This window comes from Acinetobacter junii (assembly GCF_018336855.1).
Lineage (GTDB): Bacteria > Pseudomonadota > Gammaproteobacteria > Pseudomonadales > Moraxellaceae > Acinetobacter > Acinetobacter junii.
The window spans coordinates 1,681,865-1,704,449 of sequence record NZ_CP059558.1 but is presented as its reverse complement, the minus strand read 5'-3'; the positions used below and the strand labels follow the sequence as shown (position 1 = coordinate 1,704,449).

18 protein-coding genes are annotated in these 22,585 nt (G+C 39.0%); 10 read left to right on the top strand and 8 right to left on the bottom strand.

Translation table 11 applies throughout. The annotated features are described in order from the left end of the window. Positions 1 to 150 precede the first annotated feature (150 nt). The 3 genes from H2677_RS08060 to H2677_RS08050 all read right to left on the bottom strand — a co-directional run bounded on the left by H2677_RS08060 (position 151) and on the right by H2677_RS08050 (position 4,791). A complete protein-coding gene (locus tag H2677_RS08060) occupies positions 151 to 1,179 on the bottom strand; it encodes a methionine synthase (RefSeq protein WP_087540915.1) in 1,029 nt (342 codons plus the stop codon). 23 nt (positions 1,180 to 1,202) lie between these two features. Further along, positions 1,203 to 2,198 (bottom strand): DUF1852 domain-containing protein, encoded by a 996-nt coding sequence (locus H2677_RS08055; RefSeq protein ID WP_212638270.1) that lies wholly within the window; start codon positions 2,196 to 2,198, stop codon positions 1,203 to 1,205. A gap of 388 nt (positions 2,199 to 2,586) precedes the next feature. Next, on the bottom strand, positions 2,587 to 4,791 hold the full coding sequence (locus tag H2677_RS08050) for a TonB-dependent siderophore receptor (RefSeq protein WP_212638269.1): 2,205 nt from the start codon (positions 4,789 to 4,791) through the stop codon (positions 2,587 to 2,589). A gap of 219 nt (positions 4,792 to 5,010) precedes the next feature. Here H2677_RS08050 and H2677_RS08045 point away from each other — a divergent pair, with 219 nt between their 5' ends. From H2677_RS08045 to H2677_RS08025, 5 genes are all read left to right on the top strand, one after another. After that, positions 5,011 to 5,442, top strand: coding sequence for an SRPBCC family protein (locus tag H2677_RS08045; RefSeq protein WP_004911109.1), 432 nt, complete (start codon positions 5,011 to 5,013; stop codon positions 5,440 to 5,442). Positions 5,443 to 5,617: 175 nt separating this feature from the next. After that, positions 5,618 to 6,499 carry a LysR family transcriptional regulator gene (locus H2677_RS08040; RefSeq protein WP_212638268.1) on the top strand — a complete coding sequence of 294 codons (882 nt, stop codon included), beginning with the start codon at positions 5,618 to 5,620 and terminating at the stop codon, positions 6,497 to 6,499. Positions 6,500 to 6,729: 230 nt separating this feature from the next. Further along, a complete protein-coding gene (locus H2677_RS08035) occupies positions 6,730 to 7,434 on the top strand; it encodes a CoA transferase subunit A (RefSeq protein ID WP_039048228.1) in 705 nt (234 codons plus the stop codon). A gap of 1 nt (position 7,435) precedes the next feature. Then, positions 7,436 to 8,083, top strand: a complete 648-nt coding sequence (locus H2677_RS08030) for a CoA transferase subunit B (RefSeq protein ID WP_004954392.1) — start codon at positions 7,436 to 7,438, stop codon at positions 8,081 to 8,083. A 76-nt stretch (positions 8,084 to 8,159) separates the two neighbouring features. After that, a complete protein-coding gene (locus H2677_RS08025) occupies positions 8,160 to 9,332 on the top strand; it encodes a thiolase family protein (RefSeq protein ID WP_212639558.1) in 1,173 nt (390 codons plus the stop codon). A 292-nt stretch (positions 9,333 to 9,624) separates the two neighbouring features. Here the strand turns inward: H2677_RS08025 and H2677_RS08020 are convergent, their stop codons facing one another. From H2677_RS08020 to H2677_RS08000, 5 genes are all read right to left on the bottom strand, one after another. After that, positions 9,625 to 10,992: an MFS transporter gene (locus H2677_RS08020; RefSeq protein ID WP_168153819.1), complete on the bottom strand. Its 1,368-nt coding sequence runs from the start codon at positions 10,990 to 10,992 to the stop codon at positions 9,625 to 9,627. A 95-nt stretch (positions 10,993 to 11,087) separates the two neighbouring features. After that, positions 11,088 to 12,374, bottom strand: coding sequence for a DcaP family trimeric outer membrane transporter (locus H2677_RS08015; RefSeq protein ID WP_212639557.1), 1,287 nt, complete (start codon positions 12,372 to 12,374; stop codon positions 11,088 to 11,090). A 283-nt stretch (positions 12,375 to 12,657) separates the two neighbouring features. Next, positions 12,658 to 13,359 (bottom strand): class I SAM-dependent methyltransferase, encoded by a 702-nt coding sequence (locus tag H2677_RS08010; protein ID WP_212639556.1) that lies wholly within the window; start codon positions 13,357 to 13,359, stop codon positions 12,658 to 12,660. 64 nt (positions 13,360 to 13,423) lie between these two features. After that, positions 13,424 to 15,118 carry an AMP-binding protein gene (locus H2677_RS08005; protein WP_125298727.1) on the bottom strand — a complete coding sequence of 565 codons (1,695 nt, stop codon included), beginning with the start codon at positions 15,116 to 15,118 and terminating at the stop codon, positions 13,424 to 13,426. A 109-nt stretch (positions 15,119 to 15,227) separates the two neighbouring features. Next, entirely contained in the window at positions 15,228 to 15,845 is a 618-nt protein-coding gene (locus H2677_RS08000; protein WP_004911136.1) for a TetR/AcrR family transcriptional regulator, read from the bottom strand. A 145-nt stretch (positions 15,846 to 15,990) separates the two neighbouring features. Here H2677_RS08000 and H2677_RS07995 point away from each other — a divergent pair, with 145 nt between their 5' ends. From H2677_RS07995 to H2677_RS07975, 5 genes are read left to right on the top strand one after another with little or no spacing between them, the layout of a single operon-like run. Continuing rightward, a complete protein-coding gene (locus H2677_RS07995) occupies positions 15,991 to 17,163 on the top strand; it encodes an isovaleryl-CoA dehydrogenase (RefSeq protein ID WP_125298728.1) in 1,173 nt (390 codons plus the stop codon). Between the two features lie 24 nt (positions 17,164 to 17,187). Further along, complete coding sequence (locus tag H2677_RS07990) at positions 17,188 to 18,789, top strand: carboxyl transferase domain-containing protein (protein ID WP_004954375.1); 1,602 nt, start codon at positions 17,188 to 17,190, stop codon at positions 18,787 to 18,789. 9 nt (positions 18,790 to 18,798) lie between these two features. Next, positions 18,799 to 19,602, top strand: a complete 804-nt coding sequence (locus H2677_RS07985) for an enoyl-CoA hydratase/isomerase family protein (protein ID WP_212639555.1) — start codon at positions 18,799 to 18,801, stop codon at positions 19,600 to 19,602. Positions 19,603 to 19,613: 11 nt separating this feature from the next. Further along, on the top strand, positions 19,614 to 21,605 hold the full coding sequence (locus tag H2677_RS07980) for an acetyl/propionyl/methylcrotonyl-CoA carboxylase subunit alpha (RefSeq protein ID WP_212639554.1): 1,992 nt from the start codon (positions 19,614 to 19,616) through the stop codon (positions 21,603 to 21,605). Then, entirely contained in the window at positions 21,602 to 22,504 is a 903-nt protein-coding gene (locus H2677_RS07975) for a hydroxymethylglutaryl-CoA lyase (protein WP_212639553.1), read from the top strand. Before H2677_RS07980 ends, H2677_RS07975 begins: the two co-directional genes overlap by 4 nt. The last annotated feature ends 81 nt before the right edge of the window (positions 22,505 to 22,585 follow it).

Genomic DNA, 22,585 nt, shown 5'->3' with positions numbered 1-22,585 from the left:
TAGCAATATCATGCTATTCCATTTCTTAGGCACACCATCTGCATGTGTTTTTAAATAGATGCGATTTTTGATCAAGATTGATGCTAAAAGAGACTCATGGCTTGATCATCATTTTGATTGCAAACCATAAATCCTATTTAGCTCAAAATATTAGTTAGATAGTTCTTTTCGAACGATTTCTGCACCTGCGCTTAAAGCATTAAGTTTGCCTCTCGCTACATGGCGAGACAACGGCGCCATGCCACAATTGGTTGATGGATAAAGTTTGTCAGCATCAACAAATTGCAAAGCTTTTCTTAAGGTATCGGCAACTTCTTCAGGTGTTTCGATATTATTAGTAGCAACATCGATCGCACCTACCATCACTTTTTTACCGCGAATTAGTTCAATTAGATCCATTGGTACACGAGAGTTTTGGCATTCTAGCGAAACGATATCAATTTTAGATTTTTGAAGCTTAGGAAAGGCTTCCTCATATTGACGCCATTCTGAACCTAATGTCTTTTTCCAATCTGTATTGGCTTTAATACCGTAGCCATAGCAAATATGTACGGCTGTTTCACATTTCAGACCCTCTAGCGCTCTTTCTAAAGTTGCAACACCCCAATCATTGACCTCATCAAAAAATACATTAAATGCAGGTTCATCAAACTGGATGATATCAACACCAGCTGCTTCGAGTTCTCTCGCTTCCTGATTTAAAATTTTTGCGAATTCCCATGCTAGTTTTTCACGGCTTTTATAATGTCCGTCATATAAGGTATCAATCATGGTCATAGGACCTGGTAATGCCCATTTGATCGGTTGATTGGTTTGTTGACGTAAAAATTTAGCATCTTCAACGAATACAGGTTTTTGACGACTGACAGCACCCACAACGGATGGAACACTTGCATCGTAACGATTTCGAATTCGAACCGTTTCACGTTTCTGGAAATCAACACCATCTAAGTGTTCAATAAACGTTGTGACGAAATGTTGGCGAGTTTGTTCACCATCACTTACGATATCAATGCCCGAGTGTAATTGCTCGTGTAGCGACAGTCTTAAAGCATCTTGCTTAGCCTCATAAAGTTGTTCATCTTGGAGTTTCCATGGCGACCAAAGTTTTTCAGGTTCAGCTAACCAAGAAGGTTTTGGTAAGCTGCCAGCAGTTGATGTCGGTAATAATCTTTTCATAATCAGTAATCTTCTATATCGGTTTACACAGCAGCATAATTTTGTTCGGTGTAGTTCTCAGCCCACTGTTCGAGAATCTCTCGATATGGTTTGATAAATTGCTCTTCAGTGAATTTGCCTTGTTTTACAGCTAACTGACTACGCTCTTCACGGTCGTATACGATTTGCGTTAAAGAGTAATCTTGGTATTTCAAACTTGGTTGATAGCATTTGCCAGCTACAGAGTTAGCATTGTAAATTTCAGGTCGGTAAATCTTTTGGAATGTTTCCATTGTGCTGATTGCACTAATGAGTTCTAGGTTGCTGTAATCACTTAGTAAATCACCTGAAAAATAAAAAGCTAATGGCGCTACACTGTTAGCAGGCATGAAATAACGTACTTTTAATCCCATTTTCTTGAAGTATTCATCAGTTAGAGAATATTCATCTTGTTGATATTCAACGCCCAATACAGGATGTACATTTGCAGTTTGATAATATGTTTTTGTGCTCGACACACTCAGGCATATCACAGGTGCTTTATCAAAATTCGCTTTATATGCCGCTGAGTTGATTAGGTGTTTAAAAAGCTTGCCGTGTAATACACCAAAGTTATCTGGCGCACTAAATTTTGCTTGATTTTTACTGTGTTCTAGTAATAAGACACTAAAATCATAATCACGCACATAAGATGAAAAACTATTACCTACCATGCCATCAATACGCTTATTTGTCTGATGATCAACAATTGTTGTTTTTAACATTTCAATAACTGGAAATTCATGACCATTACCTTCGATATCCATATTTGCTGAAATAATATCGATTTCAACCGAATAACGATCCGCTTTTGGATTATCCCAATGTGCTAAGTCATTGAAACGATTATTGATCATTTGTAAGGTTTTACGTAGATTTTCTTGACGGCTCTCACCTCTTGCTAAATTTGCAAAGTTGGTTGTAAGACGTGTGCTTTCTGAAGGATGATAGTTTTCATCAAAACGAATACTTTTAATAGAACATGTAAATTTTTTACTCATTGTACTACTACCCTAATCTCTAAGATAAAACCTGAATTTCTGTATGAAATAATTTATACATGAATGTTCACATGAGTAAAAATGATTTAATCTAACCAAAAGATGAATAAAATTCATTGTTGTGTGTTTTTATGGGTTTCAGTGCTCTAACCTGAATGAGCTTCATCATGAGCTGAAAAACTATCAGGATATTGATTGAATTATTGCTATAAGGGTGTGTTTGTAATTTGGAATTATTCTTTAGATGATGACATAAAATCTTTCGTTTCTATTTTTTGTTTACAACGATATAAAACTTGAATTTTATTAATCGAATAACAGAATTCCGTAAAAAAAGACGATCCAATTTTTAAGTCAGATCGTCTTTATTCATATCAGTGAATTGGATTTAGAAATTCACCGACCAAGAGAATTGTGCAGTGCGTGGAGCGCCTAGGAACAAATAATCATCCCCAAAGAAGCTTCCCGCATCTCTCCAATATTTTTTATTAAATAGATTATCTACATTGAATCTTAACGTGTTTTCATAGCCATTAGCTTTAAAGTTATAAGCTGCACCAGCATTAAAAACTGTGTAGCTTGGAACTTTTACGCTGCCTATTTTATTGGCATATTTACTTGAACTGTATTGTGTACCAGCCAGTAATCTTAAGCCTTCTACTTGTGGCAATTGATACGATAAGTAAGTTGCAAAGCGTACTTTAGGAACATTCTGAGTTTGATGTCCTTGATATTCAGCGACATCGATCTCTTTTAAGCGTGAACGAGTTAGCGCCAAAGTCGAGACCATATCTAAATTCTGTGTCAAACGTCCTTGCAAGCCAAGTTCTAAACCTAAGTTATGTTGTTTACCATCAGTTAAGTAATAGTTATCAGCATTCGTATATTGATGATCTTGTTCTAGATCAAATATTGCCGCTGTAAACAACATAGATGGTAATTGATGCTTCAATCCCAGTTCATATTGGGTGGATTTGATTGGAGCAAGTGTTTCAAATGCATTACCGACAATCCCTTTTTCTTCATTACCGAAGGCATACCACGGCGCTTGTCCGCCATCACTTAGACCTTTGCTAAATGATGTGTAAACCTGCGTATTTTCCCAAGGTTGATACATCACTGCAAATTGTGGCAAGAATCGGTTTAAATCTGTATCACGAATCTTATTCGCTGCCGCATCATAAGCTTTCTCATCTAAAGAAAGGATTTTTCCACCCATATGAACTGACCATGCGTCATTAAAACGGATTCGGTCTAGTAGATTTAATGCGGTTTGCTGACTATCAAGGGACTTATAGCGATTGCCTAGAGCTACATCTGTAGGCTTATAGTCCACAGTATTGTTATAGATGTTGCCCGTACCAACGAGTTGATTGATTGCATCATATTGAGCACGTCGTTTATAGGTATGAGATAACTCGACATTTAAGCTATGCTGCCATGTCCCTGTTGCGAACTTGCCGTTTAATCCTGTTTTAAATTGATTTGTTAAATAACTATCATCTGGACTACGGAAATCATAAATATCGTAGTTACCTTTTTGATCAAAGGTATTGCCTAAACCTGTAAATTCACAAATCTCACTATAACAACCCCACGGGAATGCTGAATAGTCATCAACGACTACACGGCTTTGCGAAGCGGATAAGTTTGCTGTCCAATCATCATTGAGACGATGCGTATATTTTAAACTCGTATTCAGACTTTCATTAGTAACGGGTTTACTCCAACTTTGATAACCCAGTAAACGATCCCATTCCACATTAGTCGGTACAATTTTTCCATCTAATAATTGATAGCCTGGTACCGAGCGCTGACGTTGGCGTTGTGATTCAATATCAAACTCAAGTTTTGAATCATCAGAAATCTTCCAGTCCAAAGCAACTGAACCGAAAAGACGCTTCCCATTGGTATGCTCTACATACGGATGAATCTCTTCGTGAGCTAAATTGATTCGATAGCCAAATTGTTGATTTTCACCCACGATATCGCCGATATCTGTTGCGATACGATAACCACCCTGACTATCTGTTTCTAATGTAACTGAACGAATATCCTTTGGACGTTTAGTCACGTAATTAACTATTCCACCTGGCGTAGACATACCACTTTGGATTGCGCTGATACCCTTTAAGATCTCGACTTGCTCTTTATTTTCTAACGCAACATTTTGCTCGCCTCTAAGTAAGTTGCCATTGAGTAGATAACTTGAACCTAGATTGAGCGCGAAACCACGCATAATAAAGTTTGAGTAATAGCCAATAGGCGCATAACCATCCCCTACAGAAGCATCATTTTTCACAACGTCAGCCAGTGTTTTTGCATGCTGATCAGCAATGCGTTCGGCAGTAATCGTGCTCACTGAAGCAGGAATTTTAGCAACGGTTTGTTGATTAAAACCTGATAAATTGATTTGAGGTTGGTAGTACACACTTTGAATGGATTGTGCTGCTAAAGTGATAGTTGGAAGTTGCGAAACAGTGTTTTCATCTTCTGCATTTGCGACGACTGAGCTTAGTCCCATACACGAAAATGAACCAACGGTTAGAAGCGCTTTTTGTAAACGAGAAAATGAAAATGGATAAGTTTTCACAGTAGTTGCCTAACCCCAAAAAAGATAATGGTATAACCTGAATTTTCGAGGCTGAGTATTCACAATTTTTGATGCTTGAACAAGCGCCTTTGCTTACATATATCTGAATTTTTAGCTACTCCGATAATCCGACAAACAAAATGACCAGTTCAGCCAAACCGTGTTAGTATTTGAAAAATGACAATTCATCATGTCAAATTAAAAAAGAAAGGAATTGCTATGCTAAAAATGCAACAAATCAACATCACTCAAGAATTCAATGCCCCTGTCGAAAAGGTATTTGCGATCCTCAGCGAACATGAAAATTTGAATAAGCTCTTCGCTCCAGCAAAAGTGACTCGTTTGAGTGATGGTCAAGATGCACGTAATGGGGTTGGTTCAGCGCGTAAGTTATCTATACCACTCACACCTTCATTTGTTGAAACAAATTTAGTCTATAGAGAAAATGAATTGATTGAATACGCGATTACCAGTGGTATTGCACCAATTAAAGCGCATCGCGGCGTAATGAAGTTTACCGATTTGGGAAATAATCGTAGTCGTTTGGACTATACGATTAGCTTTAAGGGGCGTGTGCCTTTTATTGGACCAATTATCAAATTGGCATTACAAAATGGTGTGAGCCGTGGACTTAAAAAACTAAAAGTATAAGTTTTAGAGAAACTTCGTATTCTCTAATTTTAATCTTAACTCCCATAATTTCTGATTGTGGGAGTTTTTATTTGCTGTATAGATCAACTTTTCTTTGAAAATTAATTTCTAAAATAACATTCAGTGCATTTTTACGATAAATTAGATCTATTCAATAATTTACTTAGGAAAAGCGATGACTCTTAAGCAGCTAAAGGCATTTTTAGCACTTGCGCGTACTTTAAATTATGCCAATGCTTCGCTGGAACTGCACTTAAGTCAGTCTGCTTTAAGTCTAAGTATAAAAAGTTTAGAAGATGAACTTGGCGGTAAGTTGTTTAATCGAAATACACGTCGTGTTGAGCTGACTCAAGAAGGTAAATCTCTCATTCCCTACGCAAAAAAACTATTGGCAAATTGGGATGAAATGGAAAATGATGTTAAACAACGCTTTAAATTAAATCGCGGCACACTCAGTATCGCCTCGATGCCCTTTTTTACTCATGCGATCTTGCCTGATGTGATTCATTCTTTTTTATCTGAGCATCCAAACCTTAATTTTTCGATCCATGATATTCCAAATGAAACCATTATAGAGAAAGTTCAAGATGGTATCTTTGAGTTAGGCATTTGTTTTGAACCAGAACTGACGGAAGGCTTAGAGTTTGTGCCTTTGTTTGATGAAGACTTTCTGGCCTTACTTCCTAAAAATCATGCTTTAGCAGACAATGCACGTATTTCGTGGCAACAATTGTTTGCTAATCCTTTTATTACCCTACAAAAGCCATCAATTGTTCGTCACCTAGTTGAGCAAAACTGTTTGCGCAACAATATGACTTTGGATTTGAAAATTGAGTGTCATCAGATTTCTTCGTTATCTAGTTTTGTTGCACATGGCATTGGGGTAAGCGCGATTCCTCGTCATTTTGCTAAGCATATTGATTTAACAGAGAATGTATTACTCGAACTGGAAGATGGAACCATCCACAAAACGGTTGGTATCATCTATAAAAAGAATTTTGAAATATCACATATTTCGGCACAATTTATTCAGTCATTGATAAGGTATAAATTTTAAATAACTCATTATTGTAATTGGTTTAATATTTTTTACTTTTAAATAAATATATTTATTATTAATATTTTCAATAGTTTATGGATTTTAATCTATTGTTTTTTAAGATTAAAATCCATCCAAATAAATCAATTTATTAATTAAACTCATTAATCCTTAAGAAAAATCAACTTCTATCTACCTAGTCCTAATGCTAAAACTAAATCACTAAGGGACGATAGGACAATAATAGAATGAATAAGGTATATGCCAGTGCTGAGGCAGCAATCAAAGATGTGGTTGCTAATAACCAAACCCTTGCCGTGGGCGGTTTTGGGTTATGTGGAATTCCTGAGCAGCTCATTGTCGCGGTTAAAGAAAGTGGTGTAACAGGTCTGACTTGTATTTCAAATAATGCGGGTGTTGATGATTTTGGCCTAGGTATTTTATTGCATACCAAACAGATCAAAAAAATGATCTCATCTTATGTGGGTGAAAATAAAGAATTTGAACGTCAATATCTAAATGGCGAGCTTGAAGTTGAATTAACTCCACAAGGAACATTAGCTGAAAAATTACGTGCTGGTGGTGCTGGTATTCCAGCTTTTTATACGAAAACTGGTGTAGGAACTCTGATTGCTGAAGGCAAAGAAGAACGTAATTTTCATGGTAAAAAATACATTTTAGAAGAATCGCTTACTGCTGATGTTTCTCTTATTAAAGCTTACAAGGCAGATAAAGCTGGAAATTTAATATTCCGTAAGACGGCGCAGAACTTTAATCCTGAATGTGCAATGGCTGGGAAAATCACCATTGCTGAAGTGGAACAAATCGTTGAGATTGGTGAATTAGATCCAGATGAAATCCATTTACCAGGGATTTATGTGAATCGCATTATTTTAAATGCATCACCTGAAAAACGTATCGAACAAAAAACTTTAAGCATGGAGGCAGTTTAAAATGGCTTGGTCACGTAATGAAATGGCACAGCGTGCTGCACAAGAACTCGAAGATGGCTTCTATGTGAACTTGGGTATTGGCTTACCTACCCTTGTTGCCAATTATATTCCAAAAAACATGAATGTATGGTTGCAGTCTGAAAATGGGCTGCTTGGTATCGGCGCATTTCCTACTGAAGAAACCTTAGATGCAGATTTGATCAATGCTGGTAAGCAAACGATTACTGCACGTGCAGGTGCGGCATTTTTCTCAAGTTCAGAATCTTTCGCAATGATCCGTGGCGGTCATGTCAATATTGCGATTTTAGGCGCTATGGAAGTTTCTGAACAAGGCGACTTAGCCAATTGGATGATTCCAGGTAAGAAAGTCAAAGGTATGGGCGGTGCAATGGACTTGGTTGCAGGTGTTCAAAAAGTTGTGGTTCTGATGGAACACTGTGCGAAAGATGGTACACCTAAAATTGTGAAAAACTGTAGCTTACCACTGACAGGTCAAGCCGTTGTTCATCGTGTGATAACGGATTTAGGTGTCATGGATATTACATCTGAAGGTGTTGAACTAATTGAACTCGCAAAAGATGTGACGCTGGAACAAATTCGAGCAGTAACAGGTGTGCCACTAATTTTTGATAAATCTTTAGTGGCATAAATGAGATGAGATATTCTGCTCTTGTCTGTTGAACTGGAGCAGTTTTACGACAACATACATTTAAAGAGATATAAAAATGAGTTCTATTGTTATTGTGTCAGGTAGTCGTACCGCGATGGGCGGTTTTCAAGGTAGCCTTTCTAGTTTAACTGCTCCAGAATTAGGTGCTGCCGTAATCCGTGAGTCTATCCAGCGTGCTGGTATTGCACCAGAGCAAGTCAATGAAGTGATTTTTGGTTGTGTATTGAGTGCTGGCATTGGTCAAGGTCCTGCTCGTCAAGCAATGCGTAAAGCTGGAGTTCCAGATCATGTTGGTGCTGTGACCATCAATAAACTATGTGGTTCTGCGATGAAAGCAGTATTGATGGCATCAGATGCTTTAAAAGCTGGTAGTGCAAATATTGTGGTTGCGGGCGGTATGGAATCAATGACCAATGCACCATATATCCTACCTAAAGCACGTGATGGCTATCGTATGGGACATGGTGAAATCAAAGATCATATGTTCTTGGATGGTTTAGAAGATGCTGAAACGGGTCGTTTAATGGGTTCATTTGCTCAGGATATGGCAAATACCAAGGGCTTCACCCGTGAGCAAATGGATAACTTTGCGATTTCTTCACTCAAAAAAGCTCAAACAGCGATTACAGAAGGATATTTCAAAGATGAAATCGTCGCTGTGGAAGTTAAAACACGTAAAGGTGTTGAGGTGATTGACCAAGATGAGCAACCTCTGAAAGCAAATCTTGATAAGATTCCGACACTACGCCCTGCTTTTAGCAAAGACGGTACGATTACGGCAGCCAATTCGAGTTCGATTTCGGATGGTGCTGCGGCTTTGGTACTTTCTACAGAAGATTATGCACAAGCAAATGATTTAAATGTCTTGGCTAAGATTGTAGCTACTTCGAGTCATTCGCAACATCCAAGTGAGTTTACGATTGCTCCAATTAGTGCGATTCAAAAAGTACTTGATCGTGCTGGCTGGTCAGTTGAGGATGTCGATGCATGGGAAATCAATGAAGCTTTCGCGATGGTGGCTATGGCTCCGATTCATGAGTTAGGTATTGATGAAGCTAAAGTCAATATTCACGGTGGCGCATGTGCTTTAGGTCATCCGATTGGTGCGACAGGTTCACGTATTATTCTTTCATTGATCTATGCATTAAAACGTCTAGGCAAGAAGAAAGGCGTCGCTGCATTATGTATTGGTGGCGGTGAAGCAACAGCTGTTGCAATTGAAATCTAAACTATCAAATATCAGCAAAGCATCTCAATCGAGATGCTTTTTTTTGCATAAAAATGATGTGTGGAAAAGGTTTGATCTAATTTAGATTCATTTTTCTTTCTAGATTGAATGAAAAAATAGATACCAGTCTCATGTAAATCCAGGTGTTTTGATGAATTAAGGGTGGTCAGGAATTGAGCCAATTCACCTCTATTCTTACCCTTTTGATTTTAGGTTCTGTCTGAAATAAAAAAGCACATCAGCCTATCTGATGTGCTTTTAGTGTTTTATAGAAGAATCAAATCATATTAAGTTAAGCATTACTTGATTCGGTCAAGCTAGTTTTTACTTCTTCTACTTGTTGTTGCTCATCATCAAATTTATGACGTTTCAAACTCAATATCGCGCAAATTGCTAACATTGCAGGGATAGAAATCATCACAAAATTCATGGTATGCGGTAAGTTCAAGGTTAATAACAAGCCTGTTAAAATCGGACCGACAATCGCACCAATTCGACCTACACCAGAAGCACAACCAATTCCAGTCGAGCGAACACTTAATGGATAGTATTGCGCAACATAGCTATAAAGAAGGATTGAAGTACCAATCGTCGCTGCGCCAGCAACAGTTACTAAACCATATAAAACATAAGCTGGAGAGTTAAATCCTAAGCCGATCAGTGCCACTACACCTGCCATCAGCATTCCCATGATCACAGGTTTCAAATGGAATTTGTCTGAGAGAATGCCACCACCAATTGAACCAATCATTGCACCAACATTCAAAGCAAACAAGAATAAGATACTCTTGCCGAGTGAATAACCTGCTGCAAGCATTAGTTTAGGTAACCAACTACTTAGTGCGTAAACCATTAATAAGCACATAAAGAACAATACCCAAAACATAAGCGTATTGAATGCACGTCCTTGTTGAAATAAGCCTTTTACAGAACTACCTGTTGGAACATTATCTTCATTTAACACTAAACGCGTATTAATACTGATGCTTTGTTCAGGTGAAATTTTTTGAATGATGCTATGTGCTTGATCAGTTTTGCCAGTTTTAACCAAAAAGGTTAAAGATTCAGGTAGGAATTTCCAGATAACAGGTAATAAAATTAAAGGAATACCAGCAATCAAGAACATGATTTGCCAACCTTGACTCTCAACTAAATAACTTCCGATAAGCGCAGATAGAATTCCACCGATCGCATAACCACTAAACATCGTGCCAACTAAGGTACTGCGAATACGTTTAGGTGCGTACTCTGATGTGAGTGCGACGAGATTTGGCATAACCCCGCCTATCCCTAAACCTGCTAAAAACCGTAAAATACCAAATTCAAAAGGATTAGATGCAAATGCACCTAAAAAAGTAAAACCACTAAAGAAGGTCACACAGATTAAAATTACATTTTTTCGTCCGATTTTATCTGCCAAAGCACCGAATAACATGGCTCCAAACATCATCCCGCACAAAGCAGTACTGGCGAGCATGCCTGCTTGTACAGAAGTGAGAGACCACTCTTGCATAAGTAAAGGTAGAACAACGCCATAAATGACGAGATCGTAACCATCAAAAATAATAATCAATAAGCACCAAAGTAAAATACTCCAGTGAAAAGGTGTAAATTTTGCTTGATCAATTACTGCATTTACATTAACCGTAGATGTTGTCATTCTGCATCTCCTCAATGAGATAAATTCCTAATCATTATTTAAAACGACATAATGCACCTTAAAGAAAAATATTATTATTCAAGGTCTTATTTGTATTAAAAATCATAACTCGCCATCATGTTGATGCGGTTATCAGTCCCTGTGCGACCATCAAAGGTTTCACGTTCACCGTAGACATATTCCATCCCTAAGGTAATTGGCTTGTAAGGGTTGTACATGCCATTGATCCAGCCTTGCCATAGTTCTTTATTTTGAGCTGTGTTGTCTTTATTGATTCGTGCAAATGCATTGTTGCCTTTGGCTTTCATATAGCCATAACCCAATGTTGAACGAAATTGAGTGTTAAATTGATGGGTAATCCCTGTTGAAATTGAATCAAACTCATTGCTTTGAATATGCTTTTGATCATCAATTGCATAACTGCTATTGGTCCACATCAGGAAGCGTCCGTCGCCTTTGATATGGTTATAGTCTGCTTTGAGAAAAGTTTTTGGTGTTAATTGATATTTTCCACCGATACCGACACCCCAAGCCCATTCTTCATCTTGGCTAGTTTTCTTTTCAGCGACAAAACTACGTCCTGAAAGCATAGAGCCATTGGCAAACTTATGATTTACACGTCCAACAAAGGCAGGTAAACGCATTTCATTATCAGGATCAGAGCTTGCTGTATATTTAGGATCTTCTACTGCTAAAGCAAAGCTGGTATTTGCCGTAATATTGTCACTATAACGAACCAATGGTGAGCGTTGTAATGCTCCGCCTACATAGGTCGCAGCATCAATTGTTTCTGGATAATATTCAGGTGCGATAAATGTGGACCATGTCTGACCTAATAACCATTTATCAAAGGTTAAATAGGCATGACGGATACGGAATTGATCACGTGATGCACTACCAAAGAAGTCCATTTCTAATTTTCCACCGACATCACCCATAGCAGTCGGTGTTTTAAAATTAAGACCGATCCGAGAAACACTTGCAGTGCTATGCAAACGATCTTTTTGTTGCGCTTCTTCAGCAGTTCCTTCTAATGGTACGCCGCTGATATTGTTGTACATCGTTGATGCGCCTTTGGCTTGATAAGATGCATCCGCACGCAAATAACCATATAAATTAACCTCTGCACCAGATTTGGTGAGTGATAATTTCGGCGTTGTTGTTTGAACAGGTTCAGATGTCTGTGCAACCATGACCTGAGTAGTGGGCTGAGCAGGCGGAGTTTGCTGTACATAATTTTGCAGCATTGCACGCAACTCTTTTACTTCTTGACGAAGTTGTTCTATTTCTGCATTTTCTGAGCCTGCATAACTTCCAGACATGGCAGTGAGTACAGATAGCGCTAAAACACTTTGTTGAACCGTTAAGATGAATCTTTTCATTAAAATCAATTTCCTTGTTTCATGAACTTTACTTTTCAAGTTCATTTTTTGTTTGCGTTGTATCCTTTGCAGTACTTGATGACTGCATCGCATTTCTTGTTTTAAAACCTAATGATATGATTTTATTTGGTTTTACCTCCTCTCATTGTTTTGTTTAACGCTTTATTTAGACAAAAAGAACCTCACAATAACTATAAAAGTCACTGTTAATTGAACATTTGGTAAAAATAAGAGCTAAATTATTCTTCTAATCATTTATTCCATTATGAATGAGTCCCTTGGGTTATGAGGCTTGAGCAAACTCGGCAATTTCTGCCTTTTTCGCAATCAAACCCTGATACATTAAGATTTGACTATATGAGTGCACGTCTTCAAAACCAATGCCTTGAAGTTGTTGTTGATATTCACTGAATGAAATAGTGAAAAAGTCATTTTCCATGCGATCTAACATTTTTTGGCATTGCTGTTCAGTTAAACCTTGAGCCATGCATAAATAACGTAAAGCTTGTAGATGCTGAGGATTGCTGCAAGGCATCAAATCATAGGTCAATAGCAGTCCACTATTTTTCAAACAACGATGAATACTGCTGTAGAAGTCAGTTTTTTGTTCATCTGCTATAAAGTGCGCGACTAAAATAGAAAGTGCAGCATCAAAAGCAGCACCTTCAGTTAAAGCAAAGTGATCACCATGTACAAATTGTACCTGTGCAGATTTCCCCATTTGTTTGACACGTGTTTCTGCTTTTTCAAGCATAGCTAAGGAAGGATCAAGCGCAGTAAATTTCCAATTAGGATGTCTATTTAGCAGATATTCCAACTCATAACCTGTTCCACATCCAACAATAAGTATGTGTGCAATTGGTTGAAGTACAGACTGTAAAATGGCATCCACTTGTTGATGAATGATTTCATATCCAGGAATTAACTTACGGATATGCTGATCATATTCTTCAACGATCTTTGGACTATTAAAATCTTTTGCCATTCACTGTGATCCTTTTCCTTATGACTTTAAAATGCTGTTTTTTCTATGCGATGTAAAACATCATTTAGTCGAATACGTTTCCAGTTAAATTCAGTTCAGCACGCATAATTTCCTGTAACTTAAACTTCTGCGCTTTGCCTGATGCGGTCATAGGAAATTCATTAAAGAATTTTACGTAACGTGGCACTTTATTATGTGAAATGTGTTCCTTACAGAAACTACGGATGTTGTCTTCATCGGTCTGATGATGTTCATGCAAAATAATACAAGCACATAGTTCTTCACCGTAACGCGTATCAGGTAGACCAATCACTTGCACATCACAGATCGCAGGATGGGTATATAAGAAGTCTTCGATTTCTTTAGGAAAGAGATTTTCTCCACCACGAATGACGACATCTTTGATGCGACCTTTGATTTTGACAAAGCCTTCAGCATCCATCTCCGCAATGTCACCTGTATGCATCCAACCTGCGGCATCAATTACTTCACGGGTTTTTTCCTCTTCCCCCCAATAGCCAGCCATTACTGAATAACCTCTAACGCATAGCTCGCCTAAGGTTCCTTGTGGTACGAGTTGCCCTTCAGGATCGACGATTTTGATTTCGACATGTGGATGAACATGTCCAACCGTACTGACGCGTTTATCAATGGTGTCACTCACGGAGCTTTGTACGCTGACAGGTGAAGTCTCAGTCATGCCATAACAAATCGTGATTTCTGACATATGCATACGATCAATCACACGCTGCATAATTTCACGTGGGCATGGGCTTCCCGCCATGATCCCTGTACGTAAACTAGATAAGTCAAATTCATTAAATTGTTCATGCTCTAAAGTGGCGATGAACATGGTTGGTACGCCGTATGCTGCCGTACAACGTTCGTTGTGAATTGTCTTTAGTGTTTCTAATGGATTAAATACAGCTGATGGATACACCATAGTAGAACCATGTGTGATACAAGCTAGATTTCCCATGACCATACCGAAACAGTGGAATAAAGGCACAGAGATGCATACTTTATCTTGTGGCGTTAAACGAATACCCTCTCCTACAAAATAACCATTATTCAGAATGTTATGATGGGTGAGCATTGTGCCTTTAGGGTTACCAGTCGTTCCTGACGTAAATTGAATATTAATGGTTTCATCAAATTGCAATTGCTGCGTAGCCAATTGTAATTGATCGAGTTGTTCTTGAGTTGGAGGAATGACTAGATCACTGAAACGATGAATCCCTGTATGCTGTTTTTCATCAATTTTGATCACAAACTTTAAGAAAGGCAGACGTTCTGAATGAATAATTTTGTCTGTACAGAAAACAATTTCTGGTGCAATTCGCGTCAAAAGTTCTTGATAATCAGTCGTTTTGAATTGTGAGGCGATGATCAATCCTTTGCAGGAAACTTTATTCAATACATACTCTAACTCATGGCTTTTGTAGGCAGGATTTAAGTTCACTAGGATAATCCCTGCTTTAAAAGCAGCAAATTGAGTGATCGTCCATTCCACGCAGTTTGGTGACCAGATGCCGAGTCGATCGCCTTTCTTTAAACCGAGTTTGAGCAAACTACAGGCAAAAGCATTCACTTCATCTTGTAGTTGTTTATAGGTCAACCGTCTGTTCTGATGTGAACTTACAATCGCTTCTTGATCAGCATATTGCTGACAAGCTTGATCAAATTTTTCTCCAATCGTCATCCCCAATAAGGGTTGTGCACTTGGTCCAGAGGCATAGCTTAACCGTTGTTGTTGCATTGAATCATTCTCCTTGATTCTTTCTAATTCTGTTCTGATTTCATCTCATTGTTATTACTGCAACTATTCTTCAAACTGCCTTGTTTTGATTTTTTATTGTTGTTTATGCCTATTTTTTCCTCACGGCATCCACACAAAAATCAGCAATTTGCTTTGAAAAATAGTCTTTGTGTTGCTGATCAAACTTTGTATTTTGAGCTGGGTCTAGAGGTTCTACGACTACAAAAGTCATCGCGCCAACCACACAAAGTGCGGTGGTATTTAAATCCTCTAACACAAACTCGCCACTTGCATTTCCATCTGCGAGTATTTTTATAATACTTTGTTTAATCAACTGCTTAACACGAAAACGCTCATGCTCTACCAATGAATCAACAGGTTCAAACATGAGTGAATATGCAAGCTGAGGGCTGTTTAGTGCCCTTTTTACAAAGGTTGTTACCGCTTTATGTAACTTCTGTTCCGCCGTTAGATCACTTTCCGTAATCGCATCAATCACCAAAAGTTCGGTATTGATCGCTTCTGACAGAACTTCAATAAGTACCTGACTTTTATTGTCAAAGTAGCGATAAACCAACCCACTTGAAACACCTGCTTGCTCAGCAATTGTTTGTATCTGTGCGTCTTTAAACCCTCCTTCTGAAATCAATTTTCTGGCTGAACTCAAAATCGACTTACGATTTTGTTCCATCCGTTCTTGCATTAAAGATGATCGTTTATAACTCATGAAATTTATTCTCTAACAAATAAAGTGAATTGTAAATCATTTTATGAATCTCTATTCACTTTTTTAAAAATTCATTGTATGGTACTTCTTAAGCACAAACAAGAATGCTTATGGAACAACAAATATAACCAATAGGATGAACACAATGAACCTACGTAGCTTGAATTTTGGTCTGGATGAAACATTGATTGCCCTTCAAGATTCAGTTGCCGCATTTTGTGCAAAAGAAATTGCACCAATTGCTCAGCAAGTAGATCAAGACAATAAATTCCCGAGCCATCTATGGAAAAAGTTCGGTGATATGGGCTTATTAGGCCTAACGGTTTCTGAAGAATACGGCGGCACCAACCTTGGTTATCTTGCTCATATTATTGTTATGCAAGAAATTTCGCGTGCTTCTGCAGCAATTGCACTTTCATACGGCGCACACTCAAACCTATGTATTAACCAAATTAATCGCAACGGTAATGAGCAACAAAAGCAGAAATATCTGCCTAAATTAATTTCTGGAGAATATGTCGGTGCCCTAGCGATGTCTGAACCGAATGCGGGTTCTGATGTGGTCAGTATGAAATTACGTGCTGAACAAAAAGGTGATCATTTCGTTTTAAATGGTTCCAAGATGTGGATTACCAATGGCGGTGATGCGAATGTCTTAGTGGTATACGCAAAAACTGATCCACATGCAGGCGCAAAAGGCATGACCGCTTTTTTAATTGAAAAGGACATGAAAGGTTTTAGTCATGGTCATCACTTAGACAAACTTGGTATGCGCGGCTCAAATACCTATCCATTGTTTTTTGACAATGTAGAAGTACCTGTTGAAAACGTGTTGGGAGGTGTCGGTAACGGCGCTAAAGTCCTGATGAGTGGCTTGGACTATGAGCGTGCAGTCCTTAGCGCAGGTCCACTTGGCATTATGGATGCCTGCATGGATGTCGTGATTCCGTATTTACATCAACGTGAACAATTTGGACAAGCTTTAGGTGAATTCCAATTAATGCAAGGCAAACTTGCTGATATGTATTCAACTTGGCTGGCTTGTAAAGCGCTTGTATATGCCGTTGGTACAGCGTGTGATAAAGCAGATCATGACCGTAGCTTACGTAAAGATGCAGCCAGTGCCATTTTATATGCAGCAGAAAAAGCGACATGGATGGCGGGTGAAGCGATTCAAACTTTAGGTGGCAATGGCTATATCAATGAATTCCCTACGGGGCGTTTATGGCGTGATGCAAAACTTTATGAAATTGGTGCAGGCACATCTGAAATTCGTCGTATGTTGATCGGACGTGAATTGTTTAATGAAACCAAATAATAACGATAAATCAGGATGCATTATATGAATCAATTACAAAGCAAAATTAATGTGCGAAGTGAAGACTTCAAAACAAACCAACAAGCTATGCAGACTTTGGTCAATGATTTAACACAAGTTGCCCAAAATATTGCATTAGGTGGCGGAGAAAACGCACGTCAAAAGCATTTAGCGCGTGGAAAATTGCTTCCACGTGAACGTATAGATCAACTAATTGACGTTGGCACAGCTTTTTTAGAAATCGGACAACTTGCTGCGTATAAAGTTTATGAAGATGATATTCCTGCTGCTGGTGTGATTGCGGGTATTGGACAGGTTAATGGTGTGACATGCATGATCGTTGCCAATGATGCAACGGTTAAAGGTGGCACTTATTACCCACTTACGGTTAAAAAGCATTTACGTGCTCAAGAAATTGCTGAACAAAATCACTTACCTTGTATTTATCTTGTAGATTCAGGTGGTGCGTATTTACCTATGCAGGATCAGGTATTCCCTGATCGTGATCACTTCGGACGTATCTTCTACAATCAAGCACGTATGTCGAGCCAAGGTATTGCCCAAATTGCGGTCGTCATGGGTAGCTGTACCGCTGGTGGTGCTTATGTTCCTGCAATGTCAGATGAAACCATCATCGTGCGTAATCAAGGCACGATTTTCTTGGGTGGTCCTCCTCTGGTTAAAGCTGCTACTGGTGAAGTCGTAAGTAGCGAAGATTTGGGTGGTGGCGATGTACATACGCGTCTTTCAGGTGTTGCTGATCACCTCGCTGAAAATGATGAACACGCGATTGCGATTGCACGTAATATCGTTGCCAATTTGAATAAAAAACCAAACGAACTCAATAAGCAGATTGATGAACCATTGTTTGATGCGAAAGAGTTGTATGGTGTAGTCCCAACCGATGCGCGCAAGCCATTTGATGTACGAGAAGTGATTGCACGTATCGTCGATGGTTCTCGTTTTGATGAGTTTAAAGCTCGTTTTGGTTCAACCTTGATCACAGGGTTTGCATCACTTTATGGGATGCCCGTCGGAATTATTGCCAATAATGGCATTCTATTTTCTGAGTCAGCTCAAAAAGGCGCACACTTTATTGAGTTATGTACCCAACGCAATATTCCGTTGTTATTTATTCAAAATATCACAGGCTTTATGGTGGGTCGCCAATACGAAAATGAAGGTATTGCCAAGCACGGTGCAAAACTAGTGATGGCGGTGGCAACAGCTAATGTACCAAAACTTACACTCATCATTGGTGGTTCTTTTGGTGCAGGTAACTACGGTATGTGTGGACGTGCTTATTCTCCACGTTTCTTATGGACTTGGCCAAACTCACGTATTTCAGTCATGGGTGGTGAGCAAGCAGCCAGCGTACTTTCGACTTTGAAGCGTGATCAGATTGAGCAAAAAGGCGCAGAATGGTCAGCACAAGAAGAAGATGAATTTAAGCAACCAATTCGTGATCAGTACGAACTTCAAGGTCATCCTTACTATGCTTCTGCTCGTTTGTGGGATGACGGTGTGATTGATCCAGCGCAAACGCGTCAAGTACTAGGATTAAGTCTTGCTGCAGCTTTAAATGCACCGATTCAACCGACTAAATTTGGCGTGTTCCGCATGTAAGAGGTGTTTATGATCTATCAATTTTTACAACTGGAACAGCATGATCAGGTGGCATATGTGTGGCTGAATCGCCCTGAGTTACACAATGCTTTCAATACAACGGTGATTGAAGAATTGCATACTTGCTTTAAGCAAATTGCTACCCGTGACGATATTCGAGTTGTAGTTTTAGCAGGTCGTGGTAAAAGCTTTTCAGCAGGTGCAGATCTGAATTGGATGAAACAAGCGGGTCAAGCTTCTACAGAAGAAAATGAAGCCGATGCTTTAAAACTCGCACAGATGCTTGAAGCACTTGCAACCTTAAAACAGCCAACGATTGCACGTGTTCATGGTATTGCTTTTGGTGGTGGTATGGGTTTGGCATCTGCATGTGATATTTGCATTGCCAGTACCGATGCAAAGTTTGCAACCTCTGAAGTTCGACTAGGTCTTGCCCCTTCTACGATTAGTCCATATGTGATTCGTGCGATTGGCGCTAGACAAGCTTCACGCTATTTTTTAACTGCTGAACGTATCTCAGCGCACGAAGCAAAACAAATCGGTTTGGCACATGAAATTGCGGATGCAGAAGATTTAGATAAAAAAGTTCAAGAGATTATTGATGCTTTACTGCTGGGTGGACCACATGCCCAATCAACATCTAAGCAACTGATTCAAATGGTCAGCAATCAAAGTATGAATGATGAATTACTTCGACAAACTGCTCAACACATAGCACAAGTTCGTCAAGGCAGTGAGGCAAAAGAAGGTTTAACTGCTTTCTTAAATAAGAAAGCCCCTGCGTGGACTTCAAATTCTAATAACAACAATTAAGGATGATCAAGATGTTTGAAAAGATTTTAATTGCGAACCGTGGTGAGATTGCTTGCCGTGTGATTCGTACAGCCAAAAAATTAGGTATTGCAACGGTTGCAGTTTATTCAGATGCAGATGCAGATGCACAACACGTTAAACTTGCTGATGAAGCGATTTATATTGGTCAATCTGCTGCAACACAAAGTTATTTACAGGCTGATCGTATTATTCAAGCGGCGATTGATACAGGAAGCCAAGCGATTCATCCTGGTTATGGTTTTCTTTCGGAAAATGATCAATTTGCCTTAGCTTGCCAGCAGCATAATATTTGCTTCATTGGTCCTCCAGTCGATGCCATTTTAGCGATGGGCTTGAAAGCAACCTCTAAAGCTTTGATGGAAAAAGCAGGTGTACCTCTAACACCGGGCTATCACGGAACAAATCAAGATGCTGAATTTTTAAAACAACAAGCAGATCGTATTGGCTATCCTGTATTGATCAAAGCCAGTGCTGGAGGTGGCGGTAAAGGCATGAGTCTGGTAGAACGTAGCGAAGATTTCCTACATTCTCTTGCGTCGTGTAAACGCGAAGCCAAATCGAGTTTTGGTAATGATGATGTACTGATTGAACGTTATGTGATTCAACCACGTCATATCGAAGTACAGGTATTTGGCGACACGCATGGCAACTATGTACATTTATTTGAACGGGATTGTTCTGTTCAACGTCGTCATCAAAAAGTACTAGAGGAAGCCCCTGCTCCGCAAATGCCAAGCGAAAAGCTCGATGCGATGCGTCAAGCTGCAATCGATGCTGCGCGTGCGGTAAATTATGTCGGTGCAGGTACGGTTGAGTTTATTGTTGAACAAGATGGTACGGCGTATTTCATGGAAATGAACACACGCTTACAAGTCGAACATCCTGTGACTGAAATGATTACTGGAGAGGACTTAGTAGAATGGCAATTACGAGTTGCGTATGGTGAGCCATTACCAAAACTCCAACATGAATTACAAATTCATGGGCATGCGCTCGAAGCACGTATTTATGCAGAAGAACCAGAAAAAGGCTTTTTACCTGCAATCGGTAAAATTGATTATCTACGCTACCCAGCGCAAAACCAATATGTTCGTGTAGATAGTGGCATTGTTGAAGGTGATGAAATTACCACTTTCTATGACCCAATGATTGCCAAATTGATCGTATGGGGTAAAAACCGTGAAGCTGCTTTGATTCAAATGCAACACGCGCTGAGTCAATTCCATGTCGATGGTTTAGGCAATAACATTGCTTTTTTGGAAAAGATTGTACGTTGTGATTCATTCAAACAAGCAAAGTTGGATACGAATCTAATCCAACGTGAAGAGCAGTTCTTGTTTAGCCCAGCGAATACAAAACCTGAGTTTGTTGTTGCGACTGCATTTATTGAATTTCTAAGCCAAATGCAAAGCAATCAATCAACTCAAAAACAACTGTGGCTAGCACAACCCTTATGGCGTAGTAATGTGTCTTATCAGCACAGCATTAAATTGAATTATTTAAATCAAAATATTCAAATTAAGTTTTCTGCTGCTGAACAAGGCTTTAACGCAGAATTTAATGGTCAGCAGTATCACATTACAGGTCAATTGACTGATCAGCACAGTGCAAATATTCAAATTGGTGGAATTCAGCAAAAACTTGCCTTTAATCGAGGTGTGCAAGGTATTACCCTGTTCAACGCTGGACAAAGTTATAAGTTTAGCTACTTACGTCAGGATTATAATCAAACTGATGGTCAATCTGAGCAAGGACATCTCAAAGCCCCAATGCCAGGCGTGGTGACACAATTACTTGTTGGTGCAAATCACACTGTGAAGAAAGATGATGTGCTTTTGACGCTTGAAGCGATGAAAATGGAATATACCATTCGCGCTCCAAAAGATGGTGTGATTTTAGATGCCTATTTCCAAGTGGGTGATCAAGTCAAAGCTGGTGATGAGCTTGTGGACTTCCAAGCTGCTGAGGAGGAAGTTGCATGAGTGACTATGTAAAGATTGTAGAAGTTGGGCCTCGTGATGGTTTGCAAAACGAGAAACAAGCTTTAAGCATTGAGCAGCGATTGAGTTTTATCAATGATTTAATTGATGCAGGTTTAAAGTCAATTGAAGTGGGTTCATGTGTATCAGCCAAATGGGTACCACAAATGGCACAGAGCGATGAGTTATTTAAATTGTTGCCACAATGTGATGATTTAAATTTGAGCTTGCTCACGCCAAATCTTAAAGGCTTTGAAGCTGCCTTAGCAGTTGGATGTAAAGAGGTTGCGGTCTTTACCGCAGCTTCTGAGAGTTTTACCCGAAAGAATATCAACTGCTCGATCGATGAAAGCTTAGAACGATTCTCTGAAATTTTCCAAGCCGCGCAAGCAAATAATGTTCGCGTACGTGGTTATGTCTCTTGTATGGTGGACTGTCCTTACGAAGGTGCAATTGATCCCAAACAAGTCGTGAATGTCGTCAAACGGCTACATGACATGGGATGTTATGAGATTTCATTGGGTGAAACCATTGGGACAGCAACACCAGATCGAGTGCAGAAAGTTTGGCAAGCATGCTTAGCGGAACTGGATAGCAAGATTTTGGCAGGACACTTTCATAATACCTATGGTATGGCAATCGCCAATATCTATCAATCCTTACAGCAAGGTATTCGAGTTTTTGATTCCTCACTTGCTGGACTGGGTGGTTGTCCTTATGCCAAAGGTTCATCAGGGAATGTTGCAACAGAGGACTTGTATTATTTACTGTCTCATATTGGATATGAAACAGGCATTCATCTAGAAAAACTGATGTTGGCTAGTCAAAATATCAATCAAACGTTGAACCGAAAAAACTTATCAAATTATGCAAATACTTATCTTCAGCAGTCATGCGCATAAATAAATCTCAGAGATAATTGATAAATGCTCCACTAAAAATAAATTTTAAGGAGCATTCATGTTTTTTGTTTTAATCACTTA